General features: G+C 75.6%; 24 protein-coding genes and 1 pseudogene. 10 read left to right on the forward strand and 15 right to left on the reverse strand.

The features are described from left to right. The first annotated feature begins 52 nt into the window (after positions 1–52). Entirely contained in the window at positions 53–1,096 is a 1,044-nt protein-coding gene (locus tag H0S66_RS08565; protein WP_179615017.1) for an alcohol dehydrogenase catalytic domain-containing protein, read from the forward strand. Positions 1,097–1,252: 156 nt separating this feature from the next. Here H0S66_RS08565 and H0S66_RS08570 read toward each other — a convergent pair whose 3' ends face one another. From H0S66_RS08570 to H0S66_RS08580, 3 genes are read right to left on the reverse strand one after another with little or no spacing between them, the layout of a single operon-like run. Beyond that, positions 1,253–2,542 (reverse strand): patatin-like phospholipase family protein, encoded by a 1,290-nt coding sequence (locus H0S66_RS08570; RefSeq protein WP_179615018.1) that lies wholly within the window; start codon positions 2,540–2,542, stop codon positions 1,253–1,255. A gap of 26 nt (positions 2,543–2,568) precedes the next feature. Further along, positions 2,569–3,375: a DUF2786 domain-containing protein gene (locus H0S66_RS08575; RefSeq protein ID WP_179615019.1), complete on the reverse strand. Its 807-nt coding sequence runs from the start codon at positions 3,373–3,375 to the stop codon at positions 2,569–2,571. Continuing rightward, on the reverse strand, positions 3,372–3,887 hold the full coding sequence (locus H0S66_RS08580) for a TIGR04338 family metallohydrolase (RefSeq protein ID WP_218876263.1): 516 nt from the start codon (positions 3,885–3,887) through the stop codon (positions 3,372–3,374). The genes H0S66_RS08575 and H0S66_RS08580 overlap by 4 nt, the downstream gene beginning before the upstream one ends. Before the next feature lie 105 nt (positions 3,888–3,992). Here H0S66_RS08580 and H0S66_RS08585 point away from each other — a divergent pair, with 105 nt between their 5' ends. Next, positions 3,993–4,385 carry a hypothetical protein gene (locus H0S66_RS08585; protein WP_179615021.1) on the forward strand — a complete coding sequence of 131 codons (393 nt, stop codon included), beginning with the start codon at positions 3,993–3,995 and terminating at the stop codon, positions 4,383–4,385. Positions 4,386–4,451: 66 nt separating this feature from the next. Here the strand turns inward: H0S66_RS08585 and H0S66_RS08590 are convergent, their stop codons facing one another. Continuing rightward, the gene (locus H0S66_RS08590; protein WP_179615022.1) at positions 4,452–5,399 is read right to left on the reverse strand and encodes an NAD(P)H-binding protein; all 948 of its coding nucleotides are present in this window, start codon (positions 5,397–5,399) and stop codon (positions 4,452–4,454) included. A gap of 207 nt (positions 5,400–5,606) precedes the next feature. Between H0S66_RS08590 and H0S66_RS08595 the strand changes: the two genes are divergently transcribed. Together H0S66_RS08595 and H0S66_RS08600 are read left to right on the forward strand one after the other, a co-directional pair. Beyond that, positions 5,607–6,491, forward strand: a complete 885-nt coding sequence (locus H0S66_RS08595; RefSeq protein WP_179615023.1) for an SDR family NAD(P)-dependent oxidoreductase — start codon at positions 5,607–5,609, stop codon at positions 6,489–6,491. Continuing rightward, complete coding sequence (locus tag H0S66_RS08600; protein ID WP_179615024.1) at positions 6,488–7,372, forward strand: SDR family NAD(P)-dependent oxidoreductase; 885 nt, start codon at positions 6,488–6,490, stop codon at positions 7,370–7,372. The genes H0S66_RS08595 and H0S66_RS08600 overlap by 4 nt, the downstream gene beginning before the upstream one ends. 2 nt (positions 7,373–7,374) lie before the next feature. Here H0S66_RS08600 and H0S66_RS08605 read toward each other — a convergent pair whose 3' ends face one another. Next, positions 7,375–7,950 carry a cysteine hydrolase family protein gene (locus H0S66_RS08605; protein WP_179615025.1) on the reverse strand — a complete coding sequence of 192 codons (576 nt, stop codon included), beginning with the start codon at positions 7,948–7,950 and terminating at the stop codon, positions 7,375–7,377. A gap of 136 nt (positions 7,951–8,086) precedes the next feature. Continuing rightward, positions 8,087–10,885 (reverse strand): phosphoenolpyruvate carboxylase, encoded by a 2,799-nt coding sequence (gene ppc / locus H0S66_RS08610; protein ID WP_179615026.1) that lies wholly within the window; start codon positions 10,883–10,885, stop codon positions 8,087–8,089. Positions 10,886–10,980: 95 nt separating this feature from the next. Here ppc and H0S66_RS20405 point away from each other — a divergent pair, with 95 nt between their 5' ends. Then, the gene (locus tag H0S66_RS20405; RefSeq protein WP_258017172.1) at positions 10,981–11,175 is read left to right on the forward strand and encodes a hypothetical protein; all 195 of its coding nucleotides are present in this window, start codon (positions 10,981–10,983) and stop codon (positions 11,173–11,175) included. Then, entirely contained in the window at positions 11,136–12,242 is a 1,107-nt protein-coding gene (locus H0S66_RS08615) for a cysteine desulfurase-like protein (RefSeq protein ID WP_258017173.1), read from the forward strand. Before H0S66_RS20405 ends, H0S66_RS08615 begins: the two co-directional genes overlap by 40 nt. 119 nt (positions 12,243–12,361) lie before the next feature. Here the strand turns inward: H0S66_RS08615 and H0S66_RS08620 are convergent, their stop codons facing one another. From H0S66_RS08620 to egtB, 3 genes are read right to left on the reverse strand one after another with little or no spacing between them, the layout of a single operon-like run. Next, positions 12,362–12,709: an MmcQ/YjbR family DNA-binding protein gene (locus H0S66_RS08620; RefSeq protein ID WP_219633637.1), complete on the reverse strand. Its 348-nt coding sequence runs from the start codon at positions 12,707–12,709 to the stop codon at positions 12,362–12,364. A gap of 13 nt (positions 12,710–12,722) precedes the next feature. Next, the gene (gene egtD / locus H0S66_RS08625; RefSeq protein ID WP_179615028.1) at positions 12,723–13,700 is read right to left on the reverse strand and encodes an L-histidine N(alpha)-methyltransferase; all 978 of its coding nucleotides are present in this window, start codon (positions 13,698–13,700) and stop codon (positions 12,723–12,725) included. Next, on the reverse strand, positions 13,697–15,049 hold the full coding sequence (egtB, locus tag H0S66_RS08630) for an ergothioneine biosynthesis protein EgtB (RefSeq protein WP_179615029.1): 1,353 nt from the start codon (positions 15,047–15,049) through the stop codon (positions 13,697–13,699). Before egtB ends, egtD begins: the two co-directional genes overlap by 4 nt. 228 nt (positions 15,050–15,277) lie before the next feature. Between egtB and H0S66_RS08635 the strand changes: the two genes are divergently transcribed. After that, positions 15,278–16,231 carry a phosphotransferase gene (locus H0S66_RS08635; protein WP_179615030.1) on the forward strand — a complete coding sequence of 318 codons (954 nt, stop codon included), beginning with the start codon at positions 15,278–15,280 and terminating at the stop codon, positions 16,229–16,231. A gap of 1 nt (position 16,232) precedes the next feature. Here H0S66_RS08635 and H0S66_RS08640 read toward each other — a convergent pair whose 3' ends face one another. Next, the gene (locus H0S66_RS08640) at positions 16,233–16,820 is read right to left on the reverse strand and encodes a class F sortase (RefSeq protein ID WP_258017174.1); all 588 of its coding nucleotides are present in this window, start codon (positions 16,818–16,820) and stop codon (positions 16,233–16,235) included. A 13-nt stretch (positions 16,821–16,833) separates the two neighbouring features. Continuing rightward, positions 16,834–18,078, reverse strand: a complete 1,245-nt coding sequence (locus H0S66_RS08645) for a hypothetical protein (RefSeq protein WP_179615031.1) — start codon at positions 18,076–18,078, stop codon at positions 16,834–16,836. Positions 18,079–18,257: 179 nt separating this feature from the next. On the opposite strand from H0S66_RS08645, the gene H0S66_RS08650 reads away from it, so the two are divergent. Next, entirely contained in the window at positions 18,258–18,467 is a 210-nt protein-coding gene (locus tag H0S66_RS08650; RefSeq protein ID WP_179615032.1) for a hypothetical protein, read from the forward strand. 39 nt (positions 18,468–18,506) lie between these two features. On the opposite strand, the gene H0S66_RS20410 is transcribed toward H0S66_RS08650, so the two are convergent. The 3 genes and pseudogenes from H0S66_RS20410 to H0S66_RS08660 form a co-directional block, all read right to left on the reverse strand. Next, positions 18,507–18,887: a hypothetical protein gene (locus tag H0S66_RS20410; RefSeq protein WP_258017212.1), complete on the reverse strand. Its 381-nt coding sequence runs from the start codon at positions 18,885–18,887 to the stop codon at positions 18,507–18,509. After that, positions 18,888–19,780, reverse strand: a pseudogene (locus H0S66_RS20415) (pyridoxal-phosphate dependent enzyme); the annotation flags it as partial. Between the two features lie 143 nt (positions 19,781–19,923). Next, positions 19,924–21,090, reverse strand: a complete 1,167-nt coding sequence (locus H0S66_RS08660; RefSeq protein WP_179615034.1) for an acyl-CoA dehydrogenase family protein — start codon at positions 21,088–21,090, stop codon at positions 19,924–19,926. 86 nt (positions 21,091–21,176) lie between these two features. Here H0S66_RS08660 and H0S66_RS08665 point away from each other — a divergent pair, with 86 nt between their 5' ends. Then, positions 21,177–21,803, forward strand: a complete 627-nt coding sequence (locus H0S66_RS08665; protein ID WP_179615035.1) for a TetR/AcrR family transcriptional regulator — start codon at positions 21,177–21,179, stop codon at positions 21,801–21,803. A 78-nt stretch (positions 21,804–21,881) separates the two neighbouring features. Beyond that, positions 21,882–23,453, forward strand: a complete 1,572-nt coding sequence (locus H0S66_RS08670) for a hypothetical protein (RefSeq protein WP_179615036.1) — start codon at positions 21,882–21,884, stop codon at positions 23,451–23,453. Positions 23,454–23,480: 27 nt separating this feature from the next. Here the strand turns inward: H0S66_RS08670 and H0S66_RS08675 are convergent, their stop codons facing one another. Continuing rightward, a complete protein-coding gene (locus H0S66_RS08675; RefSeq protein WP_179615037.1) occupies positions 23,481–24,383 on the reverse strand; it encodes a sulfite exporter TauE/SafE family protein in 903 nt (300 codons plus the stop codon). Positions 24,384–24,448 lie beyond the last annotated feature (65 nt).

Consider the following 24,448-nt stretch of genomic DNA (forward strand, 5'->3'; position numbering starts at 1 on the left):
CCGCCACCTCCGCCGCAGGGTGGGACGGCGGCCGGACCGTAGGCTCCGCGCCATGAGAGCCGTCCTGCTGGAGACGTTCGGCGGACCCCTGTCGGTCGCCGACCTGCCCGACCCGGCCTGCCCCGGGGACGGGGTGGTGGTGCGGGTCGGGGCCACCGGGCTGTGCCGCAGCGACTGGCACGCCTGGCAGGGCCACGACGACGGCGTCCGCCTGCCGCACGTGCCGGGCCACGAGCTCGCCGGCACGGTGGTCGAGGTCGGCCCGGCCGTCTCGACGGTGGCGGTCGGCGACCGGGTGACCACCCCGTTCGTGCTGGCCTGCGGCACCTGTGCCACCTGCCGGCGCGGCGACCAGCAGGTCTGCGAGCGCCAGGAGCAGCCCGGCTTCACCGGGTGGGGCTCCTTCGCCGAGCTGGTGGCGCTGCCCCGCGCCGAGGTCAACCTGGTGCGGCTGCCCGACGAGGTGCCCGACGACGTGGCCGCGGGCCTCGGCTGCCGGGTGGCGACGGCGTACCGGGCGGTCGCGCAGGTCGGGGGAGTGCGCCCCGGTGAGCGGGTCGTGGTGCACGGCTGCGGCGGCGTCGGGCTCGCGGCGGTGATGGTGGCCCGGGCGCTCGGCGCCGAGGTGTACGCCGTCGATCCCGCGCCGGCCTCCCGCGACCTGGCCGCGCGGCTCGGCGCGGTGCCGGTCGACCCGGCGGCCGGAGCGGTGGTCGAGGCGCTGGTCGACCTCACCGGCGGTGGCGCCGACGTCTCGCTCGACGCCTTCGGGGCCGCCTCGGTCGCGAGCGCCTCGCTGCGCTGCCTGCGCCCGCGTGGCCGGCACGTGCAGGTGGGTCTCCTCGGCGGAGCCGACGCCGGCGCCGGGGCCGACCTCGGGCTGGTGGTCGCCCGCGAGCTGCAGGTGCTGGGCAGCCACGGCCTCTCCGCCACCGGCTACCCCGAGCTGCTCGCCCTCGTCGCCGACGGCACCCTGCGCCCCGACCTGCTGCTGCGCGACCGGGTGGGGCTCGCCGAGGGCGCCCGCCGCCTCGCCGCCCTCGGCGAGCCCGGCGCCGGCGCCGGCGGCGCCACCGTCGTCCTGCCCCACCGCTGACCCGGCCCGAATCTCACGCCGACCCGGCGCAGATCTCACGCTGACCCGTCACATTCCTCCCCCTACGAGGGAAGTAGCGCCGGCTCGGCGGGGAAGTGGCGCCGGCTCGGCGGGGAAGTGGCGCCGGCTCGGCGGGGAAGTGGCGCCGGCTCGCGGCTACCCGGCGACGCCGCTGGGCGGGTCGAGGTGGCCGGTGCGCCACAGCCCGCCGTTGGTCTCGAGCCAGCGCTGGGCGTCGCGGCGGCCCAGGGCGGCCGCCTCGTCGAAGAAGTCGGGGTCGAACATCAGGTAGGACAGCAGCTCGCCCTGCAGCGGGCTGTCGCTGCCCAGCAGCCGGTGCACCACCTGCAGGTCGGGGTCGCCGATGGTGCGGCGCACGGTGGCGTGGTTGGCGCGGAAGACGTCCATCGCGACCTGGGCCAGCTCCTCGCCCTGCTCGGGGGCGACCGCTGCGTAGGGCAGCACCCGCTGCGGCGCCCGCCCGCGCGCACGCCGGTGCCGCTCGAGGTGCGGCGCCAGGTCGGGGTCGTCGACCAGCACGTTGGTCTCGGCGAGGCGGCGCAGGTCGTGGCGCAGCGGGTCGTCCATCACCGCGCCCAGCAGCGTCGCGCCGCCGTCGCCCAGGTCGACGGCCTGCTGGTCGCGCTCGGCGTCGGGCTGCGCGGGGCGGATGCTGCCAGTGCCCACGACCACCACCCGATCGGCGCCCAGCTCGACCGCGGGGGCGAGCGGTACCCGGCGCCGGGTCGCCCCGTCGACGTACCACCCGGCCGCCTCGGCGGGCTCCTCGACCTGCACCGAGGGGAACAGCGCCGGGATCGCTGCGGAGGCCATCAGGTGCTCGACACCGGTGCGGGCGCGCACGTAGGCGCGGTGGTGCTCGGCCGGCGGCACCGGCAGGTCGCCGTACGCGCCCGTGGCCTCGGTGAACATGGTGACCCGGCCGGTGCGCACCGCGGTGGCCGTCAGCGCGAGCGCCTCGACCCGGCCGGCGTCGACGTTGTCGTGCAGGGCGTCCCAGTCGATGGCACGGCCCAGGGTCGCGGCCAGCGGTGCGGTGCCGAAGAGCCCCCGCAGCCGGAAGCCGGTCAGGCCCAGCGTCTCGGAGGCGTAGCGGGCCAGCACCACCGGCGCCTGGCGCCACAGCGGCTGCATCACCTGCTTCTTGGTGGCCTGGGCCAGCACCTCGAGCAGCCGCGCCCCCTGCTCCTCGGCGTCGAGGTGGGCGGTGGAGGTGAGGGCGGCGCTGAGCAGCGCCCCGGCGCTGGTGCCGACCAGCAGCGTGGGGCGGTGGCCGTCGGCCTCGAGCGCCGGCAGCAGCACCCCCAGGGCCCCCACCTGGTACGCCGACCGGGCGCCGCCGGCGTCGAGGACCAGGCACGTGCCGCCATCGGTGGGCTGGTCGGCGGGCTGGGCGGTGGAGTCGGCGGTGGAGTCGGCGGCCATCCCCCGAGACTCTCACGCGCCAGCCCTCACGCGATCTGGGTGCGCCCCCCGGGCAGCCGCTTCGCGGCGCTGAGGCGGGCGGCGGCCCCGGACCGGGTGCCGGCCTCCCAGGCGGCGACCCCGCCGTCGAGCCCGGTGCGCCGACGACCGGCCTGCCACGAGCCGCGCGCGGTCGAGGTGCGGCCGTAGAAGTCGGCGACCTCGGCCTCCTTCTCGGCCAGCACCAGCGCGGTCGAGGCGCCCGGGTCGGCCTCGGCGGCCTCGAGCCGCTCCCGCTCGGCGCGGGCCTCGGCGTCACGGCGAGCCGCCCACAGCCGGGCCGCGATCTGCTCGACGAACGCCTCGTAGAACGCCAGCCGCGCGGTCTTCTTGCTCGGTGGCGCGAAGGTGCCGGTGCGGGGGTTCCACACGGCGGCGTCGACGAGGTGGGCGTCGCTGGCCAGGAAGGCCCCGGCGTCGTGCACCATCTGCAGCGCCAGGTGCACGTAGAGCGCCTCGACGACCTCGAGGTCGGAGGGGAAGCCGTAGGCGTAGACGGTGGTGGAGTTGCGGGCGACGTCGGCGCGGACGTCGTTGGGCTGCGCGCAGGCCAGGAAGAGCGCCACCAGGCGCGAGTTGCCCATCGCCCGGGCCTCGCCGATCGTGATCGTGCGCTGCACCGGCTCGGCGCGCTGCTCCTGGCGCTCGGTGTGCTGGCGGGCCGTGGCCAGGTCGATCGACCACCGGGTGGAGAGGTACTGGGCCTTGGCCAGGAACGCCTCGGCCTCCTCGGGCGTGGAGGCCGCCTCGGCCTGGGCCAGCACCTTGGCCAGCTTGTCGATGAACGCGCTCACAGCGGTGCTCCTGTCGTCACGCCGCGCTCGGCCAGGGCCACGCGCAGCAGGTGGGCGGCCTCGGGGCCGATGACGTGCTCGTAGAGGTGCAGCAGGTGGGCCAGGAACAGCGGTCCGTGGGCGGGCCGGTCGAGGCACAGGTGGTGGGCCAGCTCGTGCAGCACCGTCGTCTCGGTCAGCGCCCACCGCCCGCCGGCGGCGTACGGCGGCACCGCGATGGTCGGCCCGCCCGCAGCCTGGGGCTCGTAGTGGGCCGCCCGGGCGCCGCGGCGCTCGCGCACCCCGACCGGCACCGAGGCCCGCGGCAGCGCGGCCACCGGGGGGTGCGCCAGGACCCGCTCGAGGTACGCCGGCACGTCGGCGACGTCGCCGAACTTGCGCAGGCCCGGCAGCACCAGCGTCGAGCCGTAGTGCTCGATCGTGCCGCCCCGCTCGAGCACCCGGCCCACGGCGTCCTCGGCGTCGTACACCGTCGAGCGGTGCCGGTCGCGGGGCGTGGCGGTGGCGCTCACGTGGTCTCCTCTCGGGTGCGGTCCAGGGTGTGCGGGGTCCTTCCTACCCGCTCGCGCCGACAGGCCCACGTCGTCGTCCACAGGCGGTCGGGTCATGATGGGGTGGTGCGCTTCACCGAGAACGAGATGACCCAGGCGATGGCGGGGGCGGCCAAGTCCGTGCTGGCCACGCGCAAGGACGTGCGCAAGCAGAAGCTCGACGTCGACGACGTGTGGGAGCAGATGTCGCGCTACGAGCGCTTCCAGGTGCTCGACGCCCTCGGCGACCAGGTGCTGCCGGTGCTGGTGGCGCTGCCCGACGTCGAGGTCGAGCCGGGCACCCGGCCCACCTTCACCGACGAGCAGGTGCGCGAGACGGTCGAGGCCGGGGTCGGCGACGTGGGCCGCCTGCAGCGCGCCGTGCTGGTGCGCACCCGCATCGCGCTGGTCAACGCGGCGCTCGCCGCGATCCCCCCGCGCCAGGACCCCGACGCGCTCATCGTCCCCGACCACCTCTGACGCCGACCCGGCTCGTTCGAACCGGCCGGCTCGCGACCCGGCCGGTGGGAACCGGCCGGCTCGCGCTCAGGCGGGGTCGGTGGGCGCCGCGGCCTGCACGTCGCCGACGCGCGAGGTGCCGCCGCTGGTGCCCAGCGAGCGCGCGATGGCCTCGTCGAGGCCCAGGAACGTGTGGCCGGGCACCAGCTCACGACGTACGTCGTCCTCGCCGCACACCATGTCGTGCGAGAGGCTCTCGGCCAGCGCGACTACGGTGCCGCGCGGCATCCCGGTCAACAGGGCGCTGGCCCGGCCCACGACCCACATCGGGACGCCCGGGACCATCGGGCGCCAGCGCCGCAGCCCGGCGACCTTCGCGTAGCGCGCGAGCAGGTCGGGGTAGGACAGCACCTCGTCGGCGCCCAGGTCGTAGGCCCGGTTGCGCGGCTCGCCCTCGATGGCCGCGGCCAGCACCGTGACGACGTCCTCGACGGAGACCGGCTGCAGCCGGCGCTTCATCCAGCTCGGCACCGGCGTGATCGGCAGCCGGTCGCTGAGGCGGCGCAGCAGCTCGAAGGAGGTCGACCCGGAGCCGACGATCATCGCCGCGCGCAGCACCGTGGCCGGCACCGACGCGTCGAGGAAGACCTGCTCGACCTCGGCGCGCGAGCGCAGGTGGTCGGAGAGCTCGCCGGGCGGGATCAGCCCGGAGAGGTAGACGATGCGCCCGACGCCCGCGGCCTCGGCGGCGCGGGCGACCCGTTCGGCCGCCTCGCGGTCCTTGCGCACGAACTCGCCCGAGGCCATCGAGTGCACGAGGTAGACGACCGCGTCGGCGCCCTCGACGGCCTTCGCAACGAGGTCCTCGTCGGTGATGTCGAAGTGGCGTGCCTCGACCTGCGCGCCCCAGGGGTAGTCCTCGAGCGCCTCCTCGTCACGGGTGGCGGCGAGCACCTCGTGCCCGGCCTCGAGCAGCACCGGGACCAGCCGCGAGCCGACGTACCCGGTGGAGCCGGTGACCAGGACGCGGCTCACGACCGTGCCTCGGGGTGTACGACGCGCTGGCGGGGGGTGGCAGAGGAGGTGGCGGGAGTGGGAGTCACCGTCGCAACGTAGCGGGGCCGGGGGACCGCCCGGCACCCCCGGAAGGGGCGGGTGGCGGCTCACCCGGGGTGATGTCCGGGCCCGGCGGCGTGCCTAGCGTGGTGGCGACCGACAGCACCGAGACCCGAGGACGCCACCGTGAACCTGCTCGACCCCTTCGGGCTGCTCGCCGGGGCCCTGCCGCTGCCCGCCCGACCCGTCGACGACCCGCGGGTCGTCCTGGTCACCGGTGCCACGAGCGGCATCGGCGAGGCCACCGCCCTGCGCGCCGCCGCCGAGGGCCACGACCTGGTGCTGGTCGCCCGGCGCGAGGAGAAGCTGCAGGAGGTGGCCCGCGCCTGCGACGAGGCCGGCGCGGCCTCCACCCAGGTGGTGCCCACCGACCTCTCCGACGACGACGAGGTCGCCGCGATGGTCGCCACCGTGCTGGAGCGCCACGAGCGCATCGACACGGTCCTGCACTGCGCCGGCGTCGTGTCCTACGGGCGCACCGAGGACACCTCGGCCGCCGACTTCGCCGACGTCGTGTCCACCAACCTGCTCGGCACCGCCTGCGTCGCGCGCCACGTGCTGCCGGTGCTGCGCCGCCAGCGGCGCGGCGACCTGGTCGTCGTCGGGTCGCTGCTGGGCTACATCGCGGTGCCCGAGATGACGCCGTACGTCGTGAGCAAGTGGGGGGTGCGCGCCCTGGTGCGCCAGCTGCGCATCGAGAACGTCGACCTGCCGCACGTGCGGATCAGCCACGTCTCGCCCGGCAGCGTCGACACCCCGATCTACGACAACGCCCTCGACTCCGCGGGCGCGGTCAACACCCCGCCGCCGCCGACGATCAGCCCCGAGCGGGTCGCGCGGGTGGTGCTGGCCCAGGTCGGGTCGCGCCGGGCCACCCGGCAGACGGCGCTGAGCAACTACGGCCTGATGGCCGTCTTCACGATGGCGCCGGCGGCGGCGTACGACCGGCTCGTCGGCCCGCTCTTCCACGTCGCCTCCCGGCGCAAGCAGCCCCAGGACAGCACGGCATGAGCCGGGTGGTGATGGTCGTCGGGGGCACCTCCGGCATCGGGCTGGCCACCGCCCAGCAGGTGGTCGCCGAGGGCGGCACCGCGGTGGTCGTGGCCCGGCACGCCGGCCGCGTCGAGGAGGTGGCCGCCGGCCTGACCCGCACGGGCCCGGGCCGCGCCACCGGCACCGCCGCCGACGTGACCGACGAGGCCTCGGTGCGGGCCGCGGTCGACGGCTGCCTGGCCGAGCACGGCCGCCTCGACGCCCTGGTGCTGACCGCCCAGGTGGTCGCCTACGGCACGGTCGAGGAGGTGCCGCCGGAGATCTTCGGGCGGGTCCTCGACACCGGGCTGCGCGGCACCCAGCACGTGGCCCGTGCGGTGCTGCCGCACTTCCGCGCGCACGGCGGCGCCCTGGTCGTGGTCAGCTCGCTGCTCGGCCAGATCGCGGTGCCCTCGATGGGCGCCTACTGCGCCGCCAAGTGGGGCCAGCTGGCGCTGGTGCGCGGGCTGCAGGCCGAGCTGCGCGGCGAGCGCGGGGTCAGCGTCTCGCTGGTGCTGCCCGGGGCCGTCGACACGCCCGTCTACCAGCAGTCCGCGACGTACGCCGGCCGGGCCGGCCATGCCCCGCCGCCCGTCGTCGGCCCCGACCGGGTCGCGCGGGCCTGCCTGCGCGCCATCGACCGGCCGCGCCGCCAGGTGCACGTCGGGCCCGCCAACCGGCTCACCGTGCTCGGCTTCCGGCTGCTGCCCGGCGTCTACGACCGCCTCGCCCCGGTGCTGGTGCGCCGGGTGGCGCTGCGCGGGCGCCGGGTCGAGCCGCACACCGGCAACGTCGAGGAGCCCCGCCCCGAGCTCGAGGGCGTGCGCGGGGGCTGGTCGCTGCTGGGGCGCCGCCGCTAGCTCTAGTTCCCCGGCTCGGCGCGCCAGCGCTCGGCCACCTCGGCGCCGGTGAGCACGTCCTGGCGGTGCTGGGTCTCGAGCATGGCCAGCGTGTGGTCGTGCTCCGACCAGTCCACCGAGGCGGTCGCGTCGGAGACCAGCGTCGCCTCGAGGTCGAGCGCGAACGCGTCGCGCGCCGTGGCCGCGATGCAGGACTCGGTCGAGACGCCGCACAGCACCACCCGCCGCACCCCGGCGTCCCGAAGACGCTCGGCGAGGTCGGTGCCGAAGAAGGCGCTGTCGCGGGTCTTCTCGACGACCTCGGCGCCACCGGGGTCGAGCCCCTCGACCCGCTCGACGCCCTCGGTGCCGCGCTCGACGACCCCCTGGCCGTCCTCGTGCATGGTCAGGGTCCAGGTGCTGCGGTCGGTCTCGTGCACGGTCTGCACCTCCACGACCGGCACCCCGACCTCGCGGGCCGCCCGCACCAGGTCGTTGCAGGTGGCCACCAGGTCCTCGCGGCAGCGGTCGAGCTCGGGGTCGGCGAAGTAGTCGCGCTGCAGGTCGATCAGCAGCAGCGCCTCGGACGGTGCGGGCACGGGGTCTCCTCCTCGAGTCGCAGGACGGCCGGACCATGCTGCGACCCGCTCCGCCCCGGCGACCACACCCTCGAGGACGACCCGCGCCGACCCGTGCCGCCCCGTGCCACCCTGCGCCACCCTGCGCCGCCCCGGGTCAGCCGGTGTTGCGCAGCCCCGCGGCGATCCCGTTGATGGTCAGCAGCAGCGCCCGCTGCAGCTCCGCCGGCGGCTCCTGCCCCTCGGGCACGGCCCGCACCCGCGCCAGCAGCGAGACCTGCAGGGCGTGCAGCGGCGCCAGGTAGGAGTCGCGCAGCTCGAGGGTCTGGCGCAGCACCGGCGCGCCCTCGAGCAGCTCGTCCTGGCCGGTCACGCGCAGCACCTCGGCGACGGTGCGCGCGTGCTCCTCGCGCACCCGCTCGAAGAGCGCCGCCGAGTCGTCGTCGACGAGGGTCCGCACGTAGCGCGCGGCGATCTCGAGGTCGGTCTTGGCCAGCGTCATCTGCACGTTGGACAGGAAGGTGCGGAAGAACGGCCACGAGGCGTACATCTCGCGCAGCACCTCGTCGCGCCCGGCCTCCCGCGCGGCCGCCAGCCCCGACCCGACGCCGTACCAGCCGGGCAGGATCATCCGCGACTGCGTCCAGCCGAAGACCCACGGGATCGCGCGGAGGTCGTCGAGGCCGCCCTCGCCGCCGGGGCGCTTGGCCGGGCGGGAGCCGATGTTCATCTTGCCGAGCTCGTCGACGGGGGTGGCGGCCACGAAGAAGCGCACCAGCCCCGGGTCGCGTACCAGGGCGCGGTACGCCGTCTGGCCGCCCGCCGCGACGACGTCCATGGTGTCGTCCCAGCCGTCGAGCACCTCACGGGGCAGCAGCCGGTCGCGGTGCAGCACCGACGCCTCCACGACCGCCGCCAGCGCGCCCTCGAGGTTGTAGCGGCCCAGCTCGGGCAGCAGGTACTTGTCGGAGATGACCTCGCCCTGCTCGGTCACCTTGATCGGGCCGTCGAGGCTGCCGTTGGGCTGCGACAGGATCGCCTCGGCGGTCGGCCCGCCACCGCGGCCCACCGAGCCGCCGCGGCCGTGGAAGAGCCGCAGCAGCACGCCGTGGCGCTGCGCCACGTCGCGCAGTGCGCGCTGGGCGCGGTGGATCTGCCACTGCGAGGCCGCGATGCCGGCGTCCTTGGAGGAGTCGGAGTAACCCAGCATGATCTCCTGCACGTCGCCGCGCGCCGTGACCACGCGGCGGTACGACGGGTCGCTGAGCAGGGCGTCGAGGAGCGGGCCGGCGATCTCGAGCTCGGCGACGGTCTCGAAGAGCGGCGCGAAGCCGAGGCGGGCCGTCGCGGGCTCGGTCTCGGAGCCGAGGTCGACCAGCCCGGCCTCACGAGCCAGCACGACCACCGCGAAGAGGTCGTCGACGTCGTGGGTCATCGAGACGATGTAGGTCTCGACGACGTCGGGGCCGTAGGTGTCCTGGGCGTGGCGCAGCGTGTGCAGCAGCCGCAGCGAGGCCGCCGCGGGGCCGTCGGGCGGCACCTGGCCCGCCCCGACGAGCGGGCGGCGCCCGGCCATCTCGGCGCTGAGCACCCGGGTGCGGGCGTCGTGGTCGAGGTCGCCGTACGGCGTCTCGAGCTCGTCGAGGCGGTCGTAGAGCTCGGCGAGGGCCTCGTGGTGCTTCTCGGAGTGCTCGCGCACGTCGAGGGTGGCCATGCCGGTGCCGATCGCGGTGGCGGTGCGCAGCAGCCGCAGCACCGAGCCGTCGCCGGTGAGCCGGTCGCCGTCGGCGATCATCGAGTCGCGCACCAGTCGCAGGTCGTCGATCAGCTCGCCCAGGTGCAGGTAGTCGCGGCCCGGCTCGTGGGCCGTGGCGTTGGCGAGCCGGTCGCGGGTGCGCATCAGCCGCACCCGCACGAACGACAGCTTGAGCCGGTAGGGCTCCTCGGCGTTGAGCCGCCGGATGGTCGAGTAGGTGATCGGCAGCGCCTCGGCGTCGGCCTCGAGCGAGGCCAGCAGCTCCTCGCTGGCGCTGACGACACGGGTCGAGGCGGAGACCTCGGTGAGGATCTCCTCGACCTGCGCGACCAGCTCGCGCAGGCCGGTGTCGTGCTGCAGCGCCAGCACCTCGAGGGTCACCTCGGGGGTGACGTTGGGGTTGCCGTCGCGGTCGCCGCCGGCCCAGCTGCCGAAGCGCAGCGGACGCGCCGTGACCGGCAGCTCGACGCCGATCACCCCCAGCCGCCGGTCGAGCTCCTGCAGCAGGTCGGGCACCACGCGCCGGGCGATCTGGCCCAGGTAGTACAGCGAGGTGCGGGCCTCGTCCTTGGGCTCGGGGCGCGCGATGCGCAGCTCGTCGGTCTGCCACAGCAGGTCGACCAGCTCGGCGAGACGGCGCTCGTGGCGCAGCGCGTCGCCGGGGCGGGCGCGCGGGTCCTCGGCGGCGTGCACGACGTCGGCGATCTTGCGCAGCAGCCGCAGCACGGTGCGGCGGCTGGCCTCGGTCGGGTGGGCGGTGAAGACGGGGCGGTACTCCACGCGCTGCAGCACCTCGGAGACGAGGTCGACGTCGACGCTGCCGTCGTCGAGCGCCTTGCCGATGCGGTCGACCGCGACGGCGAGCGGGCCCTCGTCCTCGGCGGTGACCTCCTGCCAGCGGTGCAGCTGCTCGGTGACGTTGACCAGCTGGAAGTAGCCGGTGAACGCGCGGGCCAGCACCACCGCGGTGTCGTCGTCGACCCCGGCCAGCAGGTCGTGCAGCGCCCCGTCGTCGGGCTCGCGCGCCAGCGCGCGCACCTGCTCGACGAGCGCGAGGAGCTCGGGGCCCTCGTGGCGGGTCAGCGCCTCGCCCAGCAGGGCTGCCAGCTGGCGCACCGAGGCGCGCAGGGCGGCGTGGTGCTCGTCGGAGGAGACGCCGGCGGCGAAGCGGGTCACGTCGGGCTGGTCGGTGTCGGCCATGCCCCAGTCTCGCCTGCCCGGGCCGTCGGCGGCAGGGGGTGCCCGCGGCGTGGGCACCCGCGGCCCGGCTGGGGACGGGTGGCAGCATGCGAGGCATGGCTGCTCCCGACCCCGCTCCCGACCCCGCCCCCGCGCTCGGCTCCGACCTCGGCTCGCCCCTCGACGTCGACCGGGTCCGTGGCTGGTTCCCGGCGCTGTGGTCGGGCCCGGGTGCCGGGGAGGCCCGTTCGACGGGCCCGGCGGGTCGCTGGTGCCGAGCCGGGTGGCCGACGCCGTGGCCGACGCGATGACCGCCGGCATGTGCCAGCGCGGCTCGCTGACCCCGGTGCAGCGGCGTACCGAGGAGACGGTGGGGGCGGCCCGGGCCGCCCTCGGCGACCTGCTCGGCACCGACCCGCGCGGCGTGGTCGTCGGGCGCTCGATGACCGCGCTGACCTTCGAGATGGCCCGCACCCTCGCCCAGGGCTGGGGCCCCGGCGACGAGGTGGTCGTCAGCCGCCTCGACCACGACAGCAACATCCGGCCGTGGGTGCTGGCCGCCGAGGCGCGCGGCGCGACGGTGCGCTGGCTCGACTTCGACCCCGCCACCGCCGAGCTGCACGACGTGCGCGAGGTGCTCTCCGAGCGCACCCGCCTCGTCGCGGTCACCGCGGCCTCCAACCTCCTCGGCACCCGCCCCGACGTCGCGGCGATCAGCGCCGCGGCCCACGAGGTGGGCGCGCTGGTCTACGTCGACGCGGTGCACCTGGCCGCGCACGCGGTCGTCGACCGGACCGCGCTGGGGGCCGACCTGGTCGCCTGCTCGCCGTACAAGTTCTTCGGCCCGCACCTCGGCGCGGTCGCCGCCGACCCGGCGCTGCTGGAGACCCTGAGCCCCGACAAGCTGCTGCCCTCGACCGACGCGGTGCCCGAGCGCTTCGAGCTCGGCACCCTGCCCTACGAGATGCTCGCGGGCGTCACCGCGGCCGTCGACGCGCTCGCCGACCTCGTCGCGCAGCCCGCCGACCGGCCCCGCCGCGAGCGGCTCGCCGTGTCACTGACCGGCCTCGAGGTGCACGAGGAGACGCTGCTAGCCCGGCTGCTCGACGGGGTCGACCGGTTGCCGGGGGTGCGGGTGCACGGTGCCCCCGCCCGGCGCACGCCGACGGTGCTGCTGGGCGTCGAGGGGCACGACCCGGTCGCGGTGCAGGAGCACCTGGTCACCCACGACGTGCTCGCCCCCGCCGGCAGCTTCTACGCCCTCGAGGCCTCCCGGCACGCGGGCCTGGGCGACACCGGTGGCGTGCGCGTGGGCCTCTCGCCGTACACCACCGCCGACGAGGTCGACCGCCTCCTCGCCGGCCTCGCCTCCCTCTGACCCGGCGCAAATATTGCGCTGACCCGGCGCATATCTCCCACCGAGCCGACGCAGATGTCGCGTCGACCCGGCGCAGATGTCGCGCCGACCCGGCCCGGGCCGGCACGTCAGAGCGGCCGTCAGGTCGGCAGGACCTCGCCGCGCTCCTCGAGCAGGTCGGCGGGGGCGCTGAGCCGCCACGCCTCGAAGACCAGCTCGGCGAGCTCGTCGCGCTCGACGTGGCGCAGGTGCGCGACGACCCACCCGAAGCCGCCGGCGGTGAACTGCACCTCGAAGACGTCGGGGCGCATCGCGACCAGCGCGTGCTGCTCGGCGAGGGTCTGCTTGAGGCCGACCGTGACGGTGGGCTCCCACAGGTAGCCGAACGTCCGGCCCGCCACCCTGAGCCGGGTGTAGCGGCCGTGGTCGGTCCGGGCGGTGCCCGGCAGCTGGTCGACCAGCTCGACGACGTCGCGGGTGCTGCTCACCGCCGAGAGCCGCTCAGGTGAGACGGGCCAGGGTGACCGCGAAGTCGCCGGCGGGGTCGGTCCAGGTCTCGCGCACCTCGAACCCGGCCGCGCCCAGCTCACGCGCCACCTGCTCGGGGCGGAACTTGGTGGAGATCTCCACCTGCACCTCCTCGCCCGCGGCGATCTCGACCTCGACGTCGGCGCCGGGCACCTTGACGACCTGCGCCTCGGTGGAGCGCAGCCGGAGGTCCATCCGGCCCCGCCGGGCGTCCCACAGCGGCGCGTAGTCGAAGCGGGCCGGGTCGAAGTCGGCGCCGAGCTCGCGGTTGAGCACCACCAGGCAGTTGCGCACGAACGCCTCGGTCACCCCCTGCGCGTCGTCGTACGCCGCCACCAGCCGGTCGGCGTCCTTGACCAGGTCGGTGCCGAGCAGCAGCCAGTCGCCCGGCGCCAGCGCGTCGGCCAGCTCGCCGAGGAAGGCGCTGCGCTCCTCGGCGTAGAGGTTGCCGATCGTGCTGCCGAGGAACGCCACCAGCCGGCGCTGGCCCTCGGGCAGGTGGCCCAGGTGGAGGGTGAAGTCGCCGACGATCGCCTCGACCGCGGTGTCGGGGTAGCGCTGGGTCAGCATCGTCGCGGCGTCGCGCAGCGTCTGCTCGGAGACGTCGACCGGCACGAAGCGGTGCAGCGCGCCCGCCCCGGCGAAGGCGTCGAGCAGCAGCCGGGTCTTGTCGCTGGTGCCGCTGCCGAGCTCGACGACGGTGGTGGCGTCGCAGGCCGCGACGATGTCGTCGGCGTACGCCGCCAGGATCGAGCGCTCGGCCTCGGTCGGGTAGTACTCGGGCAGCCGGGTGATCTCGTCGAAGAGCCGGGAGCCCTCGTCGTCGTAGAGCCACTTGGGCGGCAGCCGCAGCGGCCGCGCGCCCAGCCCGGCGCGCACGTCGTCGACCAGCGACCCGGTCGCCCAGTCGGGGTCGAGCAGCACCTGCACGACCGGCTCGGGCGCGCTCATGCGGGCGCCCCGCCGTCGGCCAGGCGCACCCCCGACAGCGCCCAGCGGGCGGCGTGCGGGAAGAAGTTGCGGTACGACGCCCGCGCGTGGCCCGCCGGGGTCAGGGCGCAGCCGCCCCGCAGCACCATCTGGTTGGACATGAACTTGCCGTTGTACTCGCCGATCGCGCCGGCGGGCGGGTGGAAGCCCGGGTAGGGGTGGTAGGCCGAGGCGGTCCACTCCCAGCAGTCGCCGTGCACCTGGCGCAACCGGCTGCCGGCGGGGGCGGGGCCCGCGGGCCGGGGGTGGAAGGAGGCGTCGTCGGCGAGGTTGCCGACCACCTGCGGGTCGCGGCCGTGCTGGCCGCCCTGGCCGTCGGTGACGACCGCGTGCTCCCACTCGGCCTCGGTCGGCAGCCGCTTGCCGGCCCAGGTCGCGAACGCCTCGGCCTCGTAGAAGCTGACGTGGGCCACCGGCAGGCCCGGGTTGACCGGCCAGGTGCCGTGCAGCGTGTGCTCGAACCAGACCCCGTCGTGCTCGGTCCAGTAGAGCGGGGCCGCCCAGCCCTCGCCGCGCACCTTGCCCCAGCCGTCGGAGAGCCACAGCTCGTGGCGCTCGTAGCCGCCGTCGGCCATGAAGGCCAGCCACTCGCCGTTGGTGACCAGGCGGTCGGCGAGGCGGTAGGGCTCCAGCCACTGCCGGTGCCGGGGCATCTCGTTGTCGAAGGAGAACCCCGCGCCCTCGTGCCCGACCTCCACCAGACCACCCTCCACCTCGACCCAGCCGAGGGTGTCGGGCTCGCAGCGCTCGACCGGGCTGCCGGCGTACACGGGCTGCAGGGGGTTGCGGGAGAGCACGTGCTTGATGTCCATCAGCAGCAGCTCCTGGTGCTGCTGCTCGTGGTGGAAGCCGAGCTCGATCGTCGGGGTCAGCTTCTCGAGGCTGCCGCCGTCGAGGGAGTCGACGAGGTCGCGCACGCGGGCGTCGACGTCGGCGCGGTAGTCACCCACCTCGTGCGCGCCGGGGCGGGTCACCAGCCCCCGGTCGGGCCGGGCGTACCTCGGCCCGAGGGTCTCGTAGTAGGAGTTGAAGAGGAACCAGTACTTGTCCTGGAAGGGTGTGAAGCCCGGCTCGGCCTCGGCGAGCAGGAACGTCTCGAAGAACCAGGTCACGTGGGCGCGGTGCCACTTCGTGGGCGAGACGTCCGGCATCGACTGGACCGTCTGGTCCTCGGGGGAGAGGGGGGCGGCGAGCGCCTCGGTGCGTCCGCGCACCTCCTCGAAGCGCCGCCCGAGCGAGTCGGCGTCCCACTCGCTCCCGGTCTCGCTGCTGGTGCTGCTCGTGGTCGTGGTGGTGCTCGTCTGTGTCATCTGCCGGCAGTCCTCGTGGTTCCGGTGTGAAGGCACGCCGTACGACGCGTCCAGCTCCACCTTGACGCAGTGGTGGTGACGCGTCGACCACCCGCAGGGACAGGAACCCGGTCCCGGGTGTCGGAACGCGCCGGGTCAGCGCGAGATCTGGGCCGGGTCAGCGGGAGATCTGCGCCGGGTCGGCTAATTGGGTGGCGCGGGGTGCGGGTGGCGGCGGAGCCTGGACCGGTGACGACGTACGACGACCCGGCGGCGCCGGCCCTCCGCGAGGAGCTGCTGGCCTGGGTGCGGTCGCGCCTCGAGGTCTTCGGGCTCGGGCTGGACGGCGAGGCCACCCAGCCGCACGTGCGCCCGTGGGGCACGGTGCTGCGGGTGCCGACCACGTGCGGGCCGGTGTGGGCCAAGGCGGTCGTGCCCGCCCTGCGCCACGAGGTGGCGGTCACCACCCTGCTCGCGCGGCGCCGGCCCGAGGCCGTGGCACCGGTGCTCGGGGCCGACGCCGAGCGCGGCTGGCTGCTGCTGGCCGACGCGGGCGAGACGCTGCGCGAGCTCGGCGCCCGCGAGCGCACCCTCGCGCCCTGGCACGACGCGCTGTCGCTCTACGCCTCGCTGCAGCGCGACGTCGTGGCGGACGCCCCGGCGCTGCTGGCCGAGGGGCTGCCCGACCTGCGCCTGCCGCTCCTGCCCGACCGGTACGCCGACCTGGTCGGCCGGCTGGCTCCCGACCTCGGCGACCTCGGGGCGGCGGCGCTGGCGGCCGTGCCGCTGGTGCGCGACCTGTGCGCCGAGCTGGCCGCCTCGGGGCTACCCGACACGTTGCAGCACGACGACCTGCACGACGCCCAGGTCTTCGTGCGCGAGGGACGGGTCCGGGTGCTCGACTGGGGCGACGCCTGCCTGACCCACCCGTTCCTGACCCTGGCCGTGACGCTCGACGGGGTGCTGGCGTGGGGCCTCGACGACGTCGAGCGCTCCGAGGACGTCACGCCCTACCGCGACACCTACCTGGCGGGGTGGCAGGGCGTGGGCGGGGCGAGCCACGAGGACCTCGTGCGGGCCAGCGACGTGGCGCGCCGGCTCGGGTGGGTCTGCCGCAGCGTCAACGACCCGCCGGGGCCCGGGTCGCTGGGCTCGCTGCGCAGCCGCCTGCAGATGTTCCTCGACGGGCGGGTCGCCGACTGACTCAGGTGGCCGAGGTCGAGACCGGGCTGCCGACGGGGTCGGCGTAGACGACCACGTTGCTGTCGTAGGCGCTGCCGTCCCAGTCGGCGCACGAGACCAGCACCAGCCGGCCGTCGCCGGCGTCCTGGCCGAAGACCGTGGCGGCGTTGCGGGCCAGCTGGTGCTTGTCGTAGACCTTGGTGCGTCGCACCTCGTAGCGCATCGTGCCGTTGCGGGTCAGCACGTCGATCACGGCGCCGCGCCGCACGTCGGCGAGCCGGTCGAGCGAACCGCCGCCGGTGTGCACGGTGTGCCCGGCGATGACGGTGCGCCCGGTGTCCTGGCCCGGCAGGGCGCTGCCGTCCCACCAGCCGACGTCGAGGACGTCGGCCGGCGGGTCGAGCACGCGGTCCTCACCGACCTCGATGGCGTTGACGGGGGCGCGGATGTCGAGCGAGGGCACCGAGAGTCGCACCGGGGCGGCGGGGTCGAGGGAGGTGTAGCCGTCGTCGTCGCCGCTGGGCAGGACGATCCCGAGCAGCACCATCCCGAGCGCCAGCACGCCCAGCGCGGAGGTCAGGGCCCGCAGCCGGGCCGTCAGCACCTCCACGACCGAGCCCGCCTCAGCCGCGCAGGCTGCGGCGCCAGCTCGCGACGCCGGCGCCCGCGGCCAGGGCCAGCAGGCCCACCAGCGAGAGGTTGCCCGCGGCGCCAATGCCGCCGTCGGAGGCGGCGGTCTCGACACCGGCCGGCACCGAGGTCGGCACCGGGGCCGGCGGGTCGGTGGGCTCGGGGGTCGGCTCCGGGGTCGGCGTGCCGACGCGACCGGTCGGGCCGCAGTGCGAGCGGCCGATCTCGGCGCGCAGCAGGTCGACGTCGAACTCCTGGGCGGCCGGCAGCACCGACAGGTTCAGCGCGGTCACCTCGATCTCGTCGTCGGCGACCTGCACCTGCTCGTTGAGCAGGATGTCGATGACGTTGTCCTCGAGGGGGGCCAGCTGCTCGCCGACCTGGCCGAGGGCCTCGGCCAGCACCTCGGCGCCGTCGACGACCGCGGTCAGGGGGCCCAGGGCGCCGTCGACGGCGGTCTCGAGCTCGGTGCGCACGGCGTCGAGCACCTCCTGCGTGACCGCCCCGAGGTCGGTGACCACGTGGGTGTTGGGCTCGGGGTTGACCGGCAGCGCGACCAGGTCGACGCGGCTGCCGCCGACCTCGACGTACGCCGCCGCGTCGACGATCTGCGCGGAGCCCGCGGAGGTGCCGGGGCCGGCGGTGCACTGGCTCTGGATGACGCCGGCGTCGAGGAAGACGCCCAGGTCGCCCAGGCCGGTCAGGGCCTGCTCGAGCCCCCCGGAGAGCGCCGGGAGCAGCTCGTCGAGCACCGGGGCGAGGGCGTCCTGCAGCTGCTGGTCGAGACCGGCGAGGAACTCGGCCTCGACGATGCGCAGGCCGGACAGGTCGACGGTCGCGGCGTTGAGGCGCACGTTCTGGCCCGGGGTCAGGCAGCCGCCCTCGCCGACGCCGACCACGGTGGCGCCGTCGCCGGCGAGCCCGGCGCACGCCTCGGCGTAGCCCTGCTTCTCCTCGACGCGGGTGCGGGCGTCCTGGGCGAGGGTGCCGACCTGGGCGAAGGACTGCCCGGTGGCGACCGAGAGCGCCGGCCGGTCGGAGCCGGAGGTGGACTCGGAGCTGCCGTCGTGGGTGGAGGAGAAGGCGCCGGAGTCGGTGGGCGTGCTCGCCACCGTCAGCGTCAGCGCCGTGGCGTCGGCCTGGGCGACGGGGGTCGCGGCCGTGGCGGGTGCGGCCGAGAGCGCGACGAGGGCGCCGGTGGCCACCAGCGCCAGACCGCGAGCGGGCTTGTGGGTCATGTCCGAGTCCTCCCCTGGGGGCGTCCGAGCGCCCTCGAGTGCATGGTCGCGCCCCCGACGGCCGGGGGGCCGAGGGAGGTGCTCACTGGTGCAACTGGCCAACGGGCCGCGGGTTACGCCCGTCACAGCCGGTGTCCGCCATGCGGTCAGGGTGGGCGGGGCCGCGCTAGCGTCGAGGCATGGACGCCACCGAGCCCACCGGGCACGCCCCCGACCACGACGGCCCCGACCCCGACGCGGTCGCCTCGCGCGCGGAGCTGCTGCCCGAGGAGCGCGAGGCCGGCAGCGCCGACCCGCAGGCGCAGGCCGAGGCGATCCTGGCCGACTCCGAGGAGCGCACCCAGGACCCCGAGGGCACCCGCGACGACTCGACGCAGACCCCCGACTAGCCCCACCAACTCCCGGACCAGCCCCGGACCGGCGCGGGTCTACATCACCCAGCGGAAGAGCGGGCTCTCGGGCGGCACCTGCTCCACGCGCAGCGGCGAGGCCTCCATGCGGCCCAGCAGCCCGGCGAGGTCGCCGGCGTCGGCGAGCTCGACGCCGACCAGCGCCGGGCCGGTCTCCCGGTTGCTGCGCTTGACGTACTCGAAGAGGGTGATGTCGTCGTCGGGGCCCAGCACCTCGTCGAGGAAGCGGCGCAGCGCGCCGGGCTCCTGGGGGAACTCGACCAGGAAGTAGTGCTTGAGCCCCTCGTGGACCAGCGCCCGCTCGACCACCTCGGCGTAGCGGCTGACGTCGTTGTTGCCGCCCGAGACGATCGCCACGACCAGCGACCCGGGCGCCAGCACCGGCCCGCCGGCGTCCATCGGCAGCCGCAGCGCGGCGCTCGCGAGGGCGCCCGCGGGCTCGGCGATGATCCCGTCGGACTGGTAGAGGTCGAGCATCTCGACGCAGGCCAGGCCCTCGGGCACCGCCACCATGGGCGGCTCGTGCCGGGCGACGACGGCGTGGGTCCAGGTGCCGACGCGGCGTACGGCGGCGCCGTCGACGAAGCCGTCGAGGTCCTCCAGGGTCACCGGCTCGCCCGCCTCGAGCGCCGCGGCCATGCTGCCCGCCCCCGCCGGCTCGGCGCCGACGACGCGCACCTGGGGGGCGTGGACGCCCAGGTAGGTCAGCAGACCGGCGACCAGCCCACCGCCGCGACCGGCACGACCACCGCGTCGGGCGTGCGGCCGGTCTGCGCGTCGAGCTGGGTGAGCAGCTCGCGCGCCACCGTCCCCTGCCCGGCGATGGTGCGCGGGTCGTCGAAGGCCGGCACCGGCGTCGCGCCGCTCTCGAGGGCGTACGCCGCACTGGCCGCGGCCGCCTCGTCGTAGGTGTCGCCGACGATCACCACCTCGACGAGCCCGCCGCCGAGCACCGCGACCCGCTCGCGCTTCTGGCGCGGGGTGGTGCGGGGCAGGTGCACGCGGGCGCGCACCCCGGCGCGGGCGCAGGCGAAGGCGACGCCCTGCGCGTGGTTGCCGGCGCTGGCGCAGGTCACGCCGCGTTCGCGCGCCTCGGCGGGGAGCTGGTCGATGAGCGTGAACGCGCCGCGCAGCTTGTAGGAGCGCACCGGCTGCAGGTCCTCGCGCTTGAGCCACACCTCGAGCCCGAGCAGGGTCGAGAGCCGGTCGCTGCGGTGCAGCGGCGTCGGGCCCAGGATGTCGGCGAGGCGGTCGGCGGCCGCGTCGACGTCGGCGGCGGTCGGGAGGTCCACCGGGCCAGCCTCCCACCCGGCCTCCCGCTCCCCGCGACCCGGCGCCAGTTCCGCGCCGACCCGTCGCCAGTTCCGCGCCGAGCCGTCGTGAGTTCCCGACCCGAGAGGAACTGGCGCCGGCTCGCGGGGGAAGTGGCGCCGGGTCAGCGGTGGGTGATGGCCCCGGCGGCGTCCTTGTCGAGCGAGCGGGCCACGACCATCCGCTGGATCTGGTTGGTGCCCTCGAAGATCTGCATCACCTTGGCCTCGCGCATGTAGCGCTCGACCGGGAAGTCGCGGGTGTAGCCGTAGCCGCCGAGCACCTGGACCGCGTCGGTGGTGACCTTCATGGCGTTGTCGGTGGCCACCAGCTTGGCGATCGAGGCCTCTCGACCGAACGGCTGGCCGGCGTCCTTGAGCCGGGCCGCGTGCAGCACCGTGGCGCGGGCGCTCTGCACGGCGGCCTCCATGTCGGCCAGCACGAACGCCAGCCCCTGGTGCTCGATGATCGGGCGGCCGAAGGTCTCGCGCTCGCGGGCGTAGGCCAGGGCGTGGTCGAGGGCGCCCTGGGCCACGCCGGTGGCGACCGCGGCGATGCCCAGCCGCCCGGAGTCGAGCCCGGCCAGCGCGATGCGCAGCCCCTCGCCCTCGGCGCCGAGGCGCCGCTCGACCGGCACGCGGACGCCGTCGAAGCGCATCGTGGCGGTGGCCGAGCCGGTCAGGCCCATCTTGCGCTCGGGAGGGTCGGCGACCAGGCCGGGGGTGTCGGCCGGCACCAGGAAGCAGGAGATGCCGCCGCGGTCCTCGGACGTGCGGGCCATCACCTTGTAGAAGTCGGCGTGCCCGCCGTGGGTGGTCCAGGCCTTCGCCCCGTCGATGACGTAGTCGTCGCCGTCGCGGCGCGCGGTGGTGCGCATCGCGGCCGGGTCGGAGCCGGCGTGGGCCTCCGAGAGGCAGTAGGCGCCGAGCAGCTCGCCGCCGAGCATGTCGGGCAGCCACCGGCGGCGCTGCTCGTCGGTGCCGAACTCCGCGAGCCCGAAGCAGCTCAGGGCGTGCACGGAGACACCCACCCCGACCGACGACCACACCGCGGCGATCTCCTCGAGCACCTGCAGGTAGACCTCGTAGGGCAGGCCGGCGCCCCCCTGCTCCTCGGGGTAGGGCAGGCCCAGCAGCCCGCTGCGGCCCAGCAGCCGGAAGACGTCGCGGGGGAACTCCTCGTCGGCCTCGGCCGCGGCCACCCGGGGGGCCAGCTCCTCGGAGGCGATGCGACGTACCAGCGCCAGCAGCTCGGCGGACTCGTCGGTGGCCAGGACGCGGCGGGCGGGCATGGGTCCTCCTGAGGACGGGGGCGGGGTCGGGTACCAGACTACGGGATCTGGTACCCGGTCGGTCGCCGAGCGCCTAGGGTGCCGGTGTGAGCACGGTCGACCCCCTCCCACGGGCCGAACAGCGCCGCGTCGAGCTGCTCGACCGCCTGGCCCGCCTGTTCCTGGCCGAGGGCTTCCTCGGGTTCGGGGTCGGCGACCTGGCCGCGCGGCTGCGCTGCTCGCGCTCCTCGCTCTACCTGGTGGCGGCCTCGAAGCCCGAGATCGTGCTCGCCACGCTGCGCGACTGGTTCCGCGGCGCGGCGCAGCGCATCGAGGAGCGGGTGCTCGCCGAGCCCGACCCGGCCGCGCGGCTGCGCACCTACCTGCTCGCCGTCTCCGACGAGCTCGCGCCCGCCTCGCCGCAGTTCTACGCCGACCTCGTGGCGCACCCGCCCGCCGGTGAGGTCTACGAGGAGAACACCCGGTACGCCGCCCGGCGGGTGCGCGCCCTGGTCGACGCGGGGGTCGAGGCGGGGGCCCTGCGCCCGGTCGACGCGGTCTTCGTCGGCGCCGCGGTCGCGGAGGTGATGACCGGCATCCAGGCCGGCCGGGTCGGCGCCGCGACCGGGCTCAGCGACGCCGAGGCCTACCGGGCGCTGGCCGACGTCGTGGTCGGGGGCCTGGCCCGCACCGGGCAGGTGACCGACCTCACCCGCACGGGTGAAGCACGCTGACTGCGTGGGGACCGATCTTTACTCTTTGTCCTCACAGTCGGCGCACAGCCGGCTCACAGGACCAGGAGGGGATGGCGCGTGGGTACGGAGCAGTCCCGTGGCGCCCCCCTCAAACCCCTCGACGACCCCACGCCCCTCGGCGGCCCGTCCATCGACGTCGGCGTGCGCGTCGGGTGGCTGCTGCGCATGGCCCGGCTCACCGCTCCGGAGCGTCCGGCCCACCGCCTCGGTGACATGGTCACGCGGCTGGAGTGGCAGGGCCTGAGCACCAGCACGTCGTCGCTGCACCGCGTCGAGACCGGCGTCGTGCGCGACGACCGGGTCGTGGCGGCGTACGAGGAGGCGCTGGCGCTGGCGCCGGGGTCCCTGCGTGCCGCCGTCGACATCGTGTGCCGCACCTTCCCCTACAGCCCGGTCGACCGCGCGCCGCTGGCCCGCGTCTCCGGCCCCGAGGAGATGTCGCGGCTGCACGCGCCCGTCCTCGAGGACCGCGCCACGGGCGGTCAGTGGCGCGACTGGGCGAGGTCGCTGTCCCAGCCCGGGAACGTCTCGCTGCCCGTCGACGTCGCCCAGGAGCGGGTCCGGGCGCTGATGACGGAGCTGGTGCGCGCCCAGGGCCCCAGCTACGTCACCCGGTACGACGCCCTGGCGACGCTGCGGCGCAGCGAGTGGGGCGGGGTGGTGCGCGCCGCTGCCGCGGAGATGCTGGCCGACCCCCACGTGCAGGTGGTCAACGACCTGATGAGCGCGGTGGGGGAGGCCTCGGACCCGGCGACCCGGTCCTGGCTGGTCGACCTGCTGGGCGACACCCGGGACATCGTCGTGCAGGGCGCCGCGGTGGGGCTGAGCACGATGGCGGAGTCGCACGGGTCGCCCGACTTCTGGGGCCCGGTGCTCGACCTGCTCGTCGAGCACTACAACGACGCCGGCCCGGCCGGAGCCCGCTGGCACTGGCTCTCGCACCTCCTGCGGCTGGTGCCGCCGGCCGACCTGGCCGAGGTGCGGGGGCGGCTGGGCCACGCCCCGGCCCCGGTCGGCGAGGCGCTCCAGCCCGAGGGGCGCGAGGCCCTGCTGCGGGTCTGCCAGCTGCACGCGGAGGAGGCCTCGGCCGCGCTGGGGCTGCCCTACCAGCCGCTGCTGGCCCGGCTGCTCCACGAGTTCATCGGCGACGGCCGATCGGCGCGCTCGCAGACCAGCGGGGTGCTGCTGGCTGCGCTGCCGTCGGTGAACCAGGCCTGCGTCGACGCCATCGTCTCGATCTCCGAGGAGCACCCCGACCCGAGGCTGCGGGAGCGGGCGGCGTCGCGGGTCCTCCTCCTGGTCGACGGCTACCTGCCGGCCCGGGTGCGCGAGCGGCTGGTGGGTGACGACCTGCCCCTGCGCGACGTCCTCTGGGCGGTCCGTGCGCACGTCCCGGTCAGCGACGCGTCGCTGCGCCGGGTGGTCGACGACCCGGAGACCGGGCTGGGCCCGGTCGGCGGCATGCACGCGGCCGGGCTCGCCGGCTGGCCGTTGCTGGGCGAGCTGGCCGACGACCCGGAGGTGCCGGAGCCGGTCCGGGGAGCGGCGCGCTGGTGGCTGCGCATCGGGAGCCACCTGCGCGACCCCCTCCCGGACGCCGCGACCGGGCAGCCCCCCGTCGAGGAGTGACCCGGACGCGGCCCCGAGGTGGGCTCGTCAGGCGTCGACCGGCGTCAGGGCGGCGAGCTCGGCGTCCAGGCGCCGCGAGGCGCGCTCCTGGCGCACGGCCCAGACGATGCCGCTGACCCACAGCACGAACAGCGCCGCGGCGAGCGTGCCCACCTGGGCGCCCGAGGCGCCGAAGGCCTCGGCGATGGTCTTGGAGTTGGTCAGCACGATCAGGCCGCCGGCCGCGACGCCGAGCACGCGGGCGGCCATGATCTTGACCAGCCACGCCGCCACCGGCGCGGCCACGACGCCACCGGCGAGCAGCGCCAGCGCGTAGGACCACGGGATGCCGGCCGAGCCGAGCGCCCAGATGAAGCCGAGCGAGCCACCGACCGCGACCACGAACTCCGAGGTGTCGATGGAGCCGACCACCTTGCGGGGCTCGAGGCGGCCCGAGGAGAGCAGGGTGGTGGTGCCGACCGGGCCCCAGCCGCCGCCGCCCACGGCGTCGAGCGCGCCACCGACGAGACCCATCGGCGCCAGCATCCGCACCGAGGGGCGCGAGCGGAACTGCGGTCGACGCCCGCCCAGCACCAGGAAGCGCCAGATCACGTAGAGGCCCAGGCTCAGCAGGATGCCGGCGACCCACGGCTTGGCGACCGCTCCGTCGAGGTTGGCCAGGAAGGTGGCGCCGGCGAAGGCGCCGACGAAGCCGGGGCCGGCCAGGATCGAGACGGTGCGCCAGTCGACGTTGCCGAGCTTGTGGTGGCTGATGCCGGAGACGAGCGAGGTGCCGATCTCGGAGAAGTGCACGGCGGCGGAGGCGGCGGCCGGGGCGAGTCCGACGGCGAGCAGCAGCGTCGAGGACGTGACGCCGTACGCCATGCCGAGCGAGCCGTCGATCAGCTGGGCCAGGAGGCCGACGAAGCCGAGCACGAGGAGCTTGCGCATCTGGGGAAGCCTTTCAGTAGTTACTTACTTAAGTCGAGTGAACAGGTAGAGATTATGCACATAAC

The organism is Nocardioides marinisabuli, assembly GCF_013466785.1.
Classification (GTDB): Bacteria; Actinomycetota; Actinomycetes; order Propionibacteriales; family Nocardioidaceae; genus Nocardioides; species Nocardioides marinisabuli.

Bases quoted from the DNA above. Each gene is read 5' to 3' on its own strand.
- H0S66_RS08565 (WP_179615017.1), top strand. From the start codon at position 53: ATGAGAGCCGTCCTGCTGGAGACGTTCGGCGGACCCCTGTCGGTCGCC.
- H0S66_RS08570 (WP_179615018.1), bottom strand. From the start codon at position 2,542: ATGGCCGCCGACTCCACCGCCGACTCCACCGCCCAGCCCGCCGACCAG.
- H0S66_RS08600 (WP_179615024.1), top strand. From the start codon at position 6,488: ATGAGCCGGGTGGTGATGGTCGTCGGGGGCACCTCCGGCATCGGGCTG.
- ppc (WP_179615026.1), bottom strand. From the start codon at position 10,885: ATGGCCGACACCGACCAGCCCGACGTGACCCGCTTCGCCGCCGGCGTC.
- H0S66_RS20405 (WP_258017172.1), top strand. From the start codon at position 10,981: ATGGCTGCTCCCGACCCCGCTCCCGACCCCGCCCCCGCGCTCGGCTCC.
- egtD (WP_179615028.1), bottom strand. From the start codon at position 13,700: ATGAGCGCGCCCGAGCCGGTCGTGCAGGTGCTGCTCGACCCCGACTGG.
- egtB (WP_179615029.1), bottom strand. From the start codon at position 15,049: ATGACACAGACGAGCACCACCACGACCACGAGCAGCACCAGCAGCGAG.
- H0S66_RS08645 (WP_179615031.1), bottom strand. From the start codon at position 18,078: ATGACCCACAAGCCCGCTCGCGGTCTGGCGCTGGTGGCCACCGGCGCC.
- H0S66_RS08650 (WP_179615032.1), top strand. From the start codon at position 18,258: ATGGACGCCACCGAGCCCACCGGGCACGCCCCCGACCACGACGGCCCC.
- H0S66_RS20410 (WP_258017212.1), bottom strand. From the start codon at position 18,887: ATGGACGCCGGCGGGCCGGTGCTGGCGCCCGGGTCGCTGGTCGTGGCG.
- H0S66_RS08660 (WP_179615034.1), bottom strand. From the start codon at position 21,090: ATGCCCGCCCGCCGCGTCCTGGCCACCGACGAGTCCGCCGAGCTGCTG.
- H0S66_RS08675 (WP_179615037.1), bottom strand. From the start codon at position 24,383: ATGCGCAAGCTCCTCGTGCTCGGCTTCGTCGGCCTCCTGGCCCAGCTG.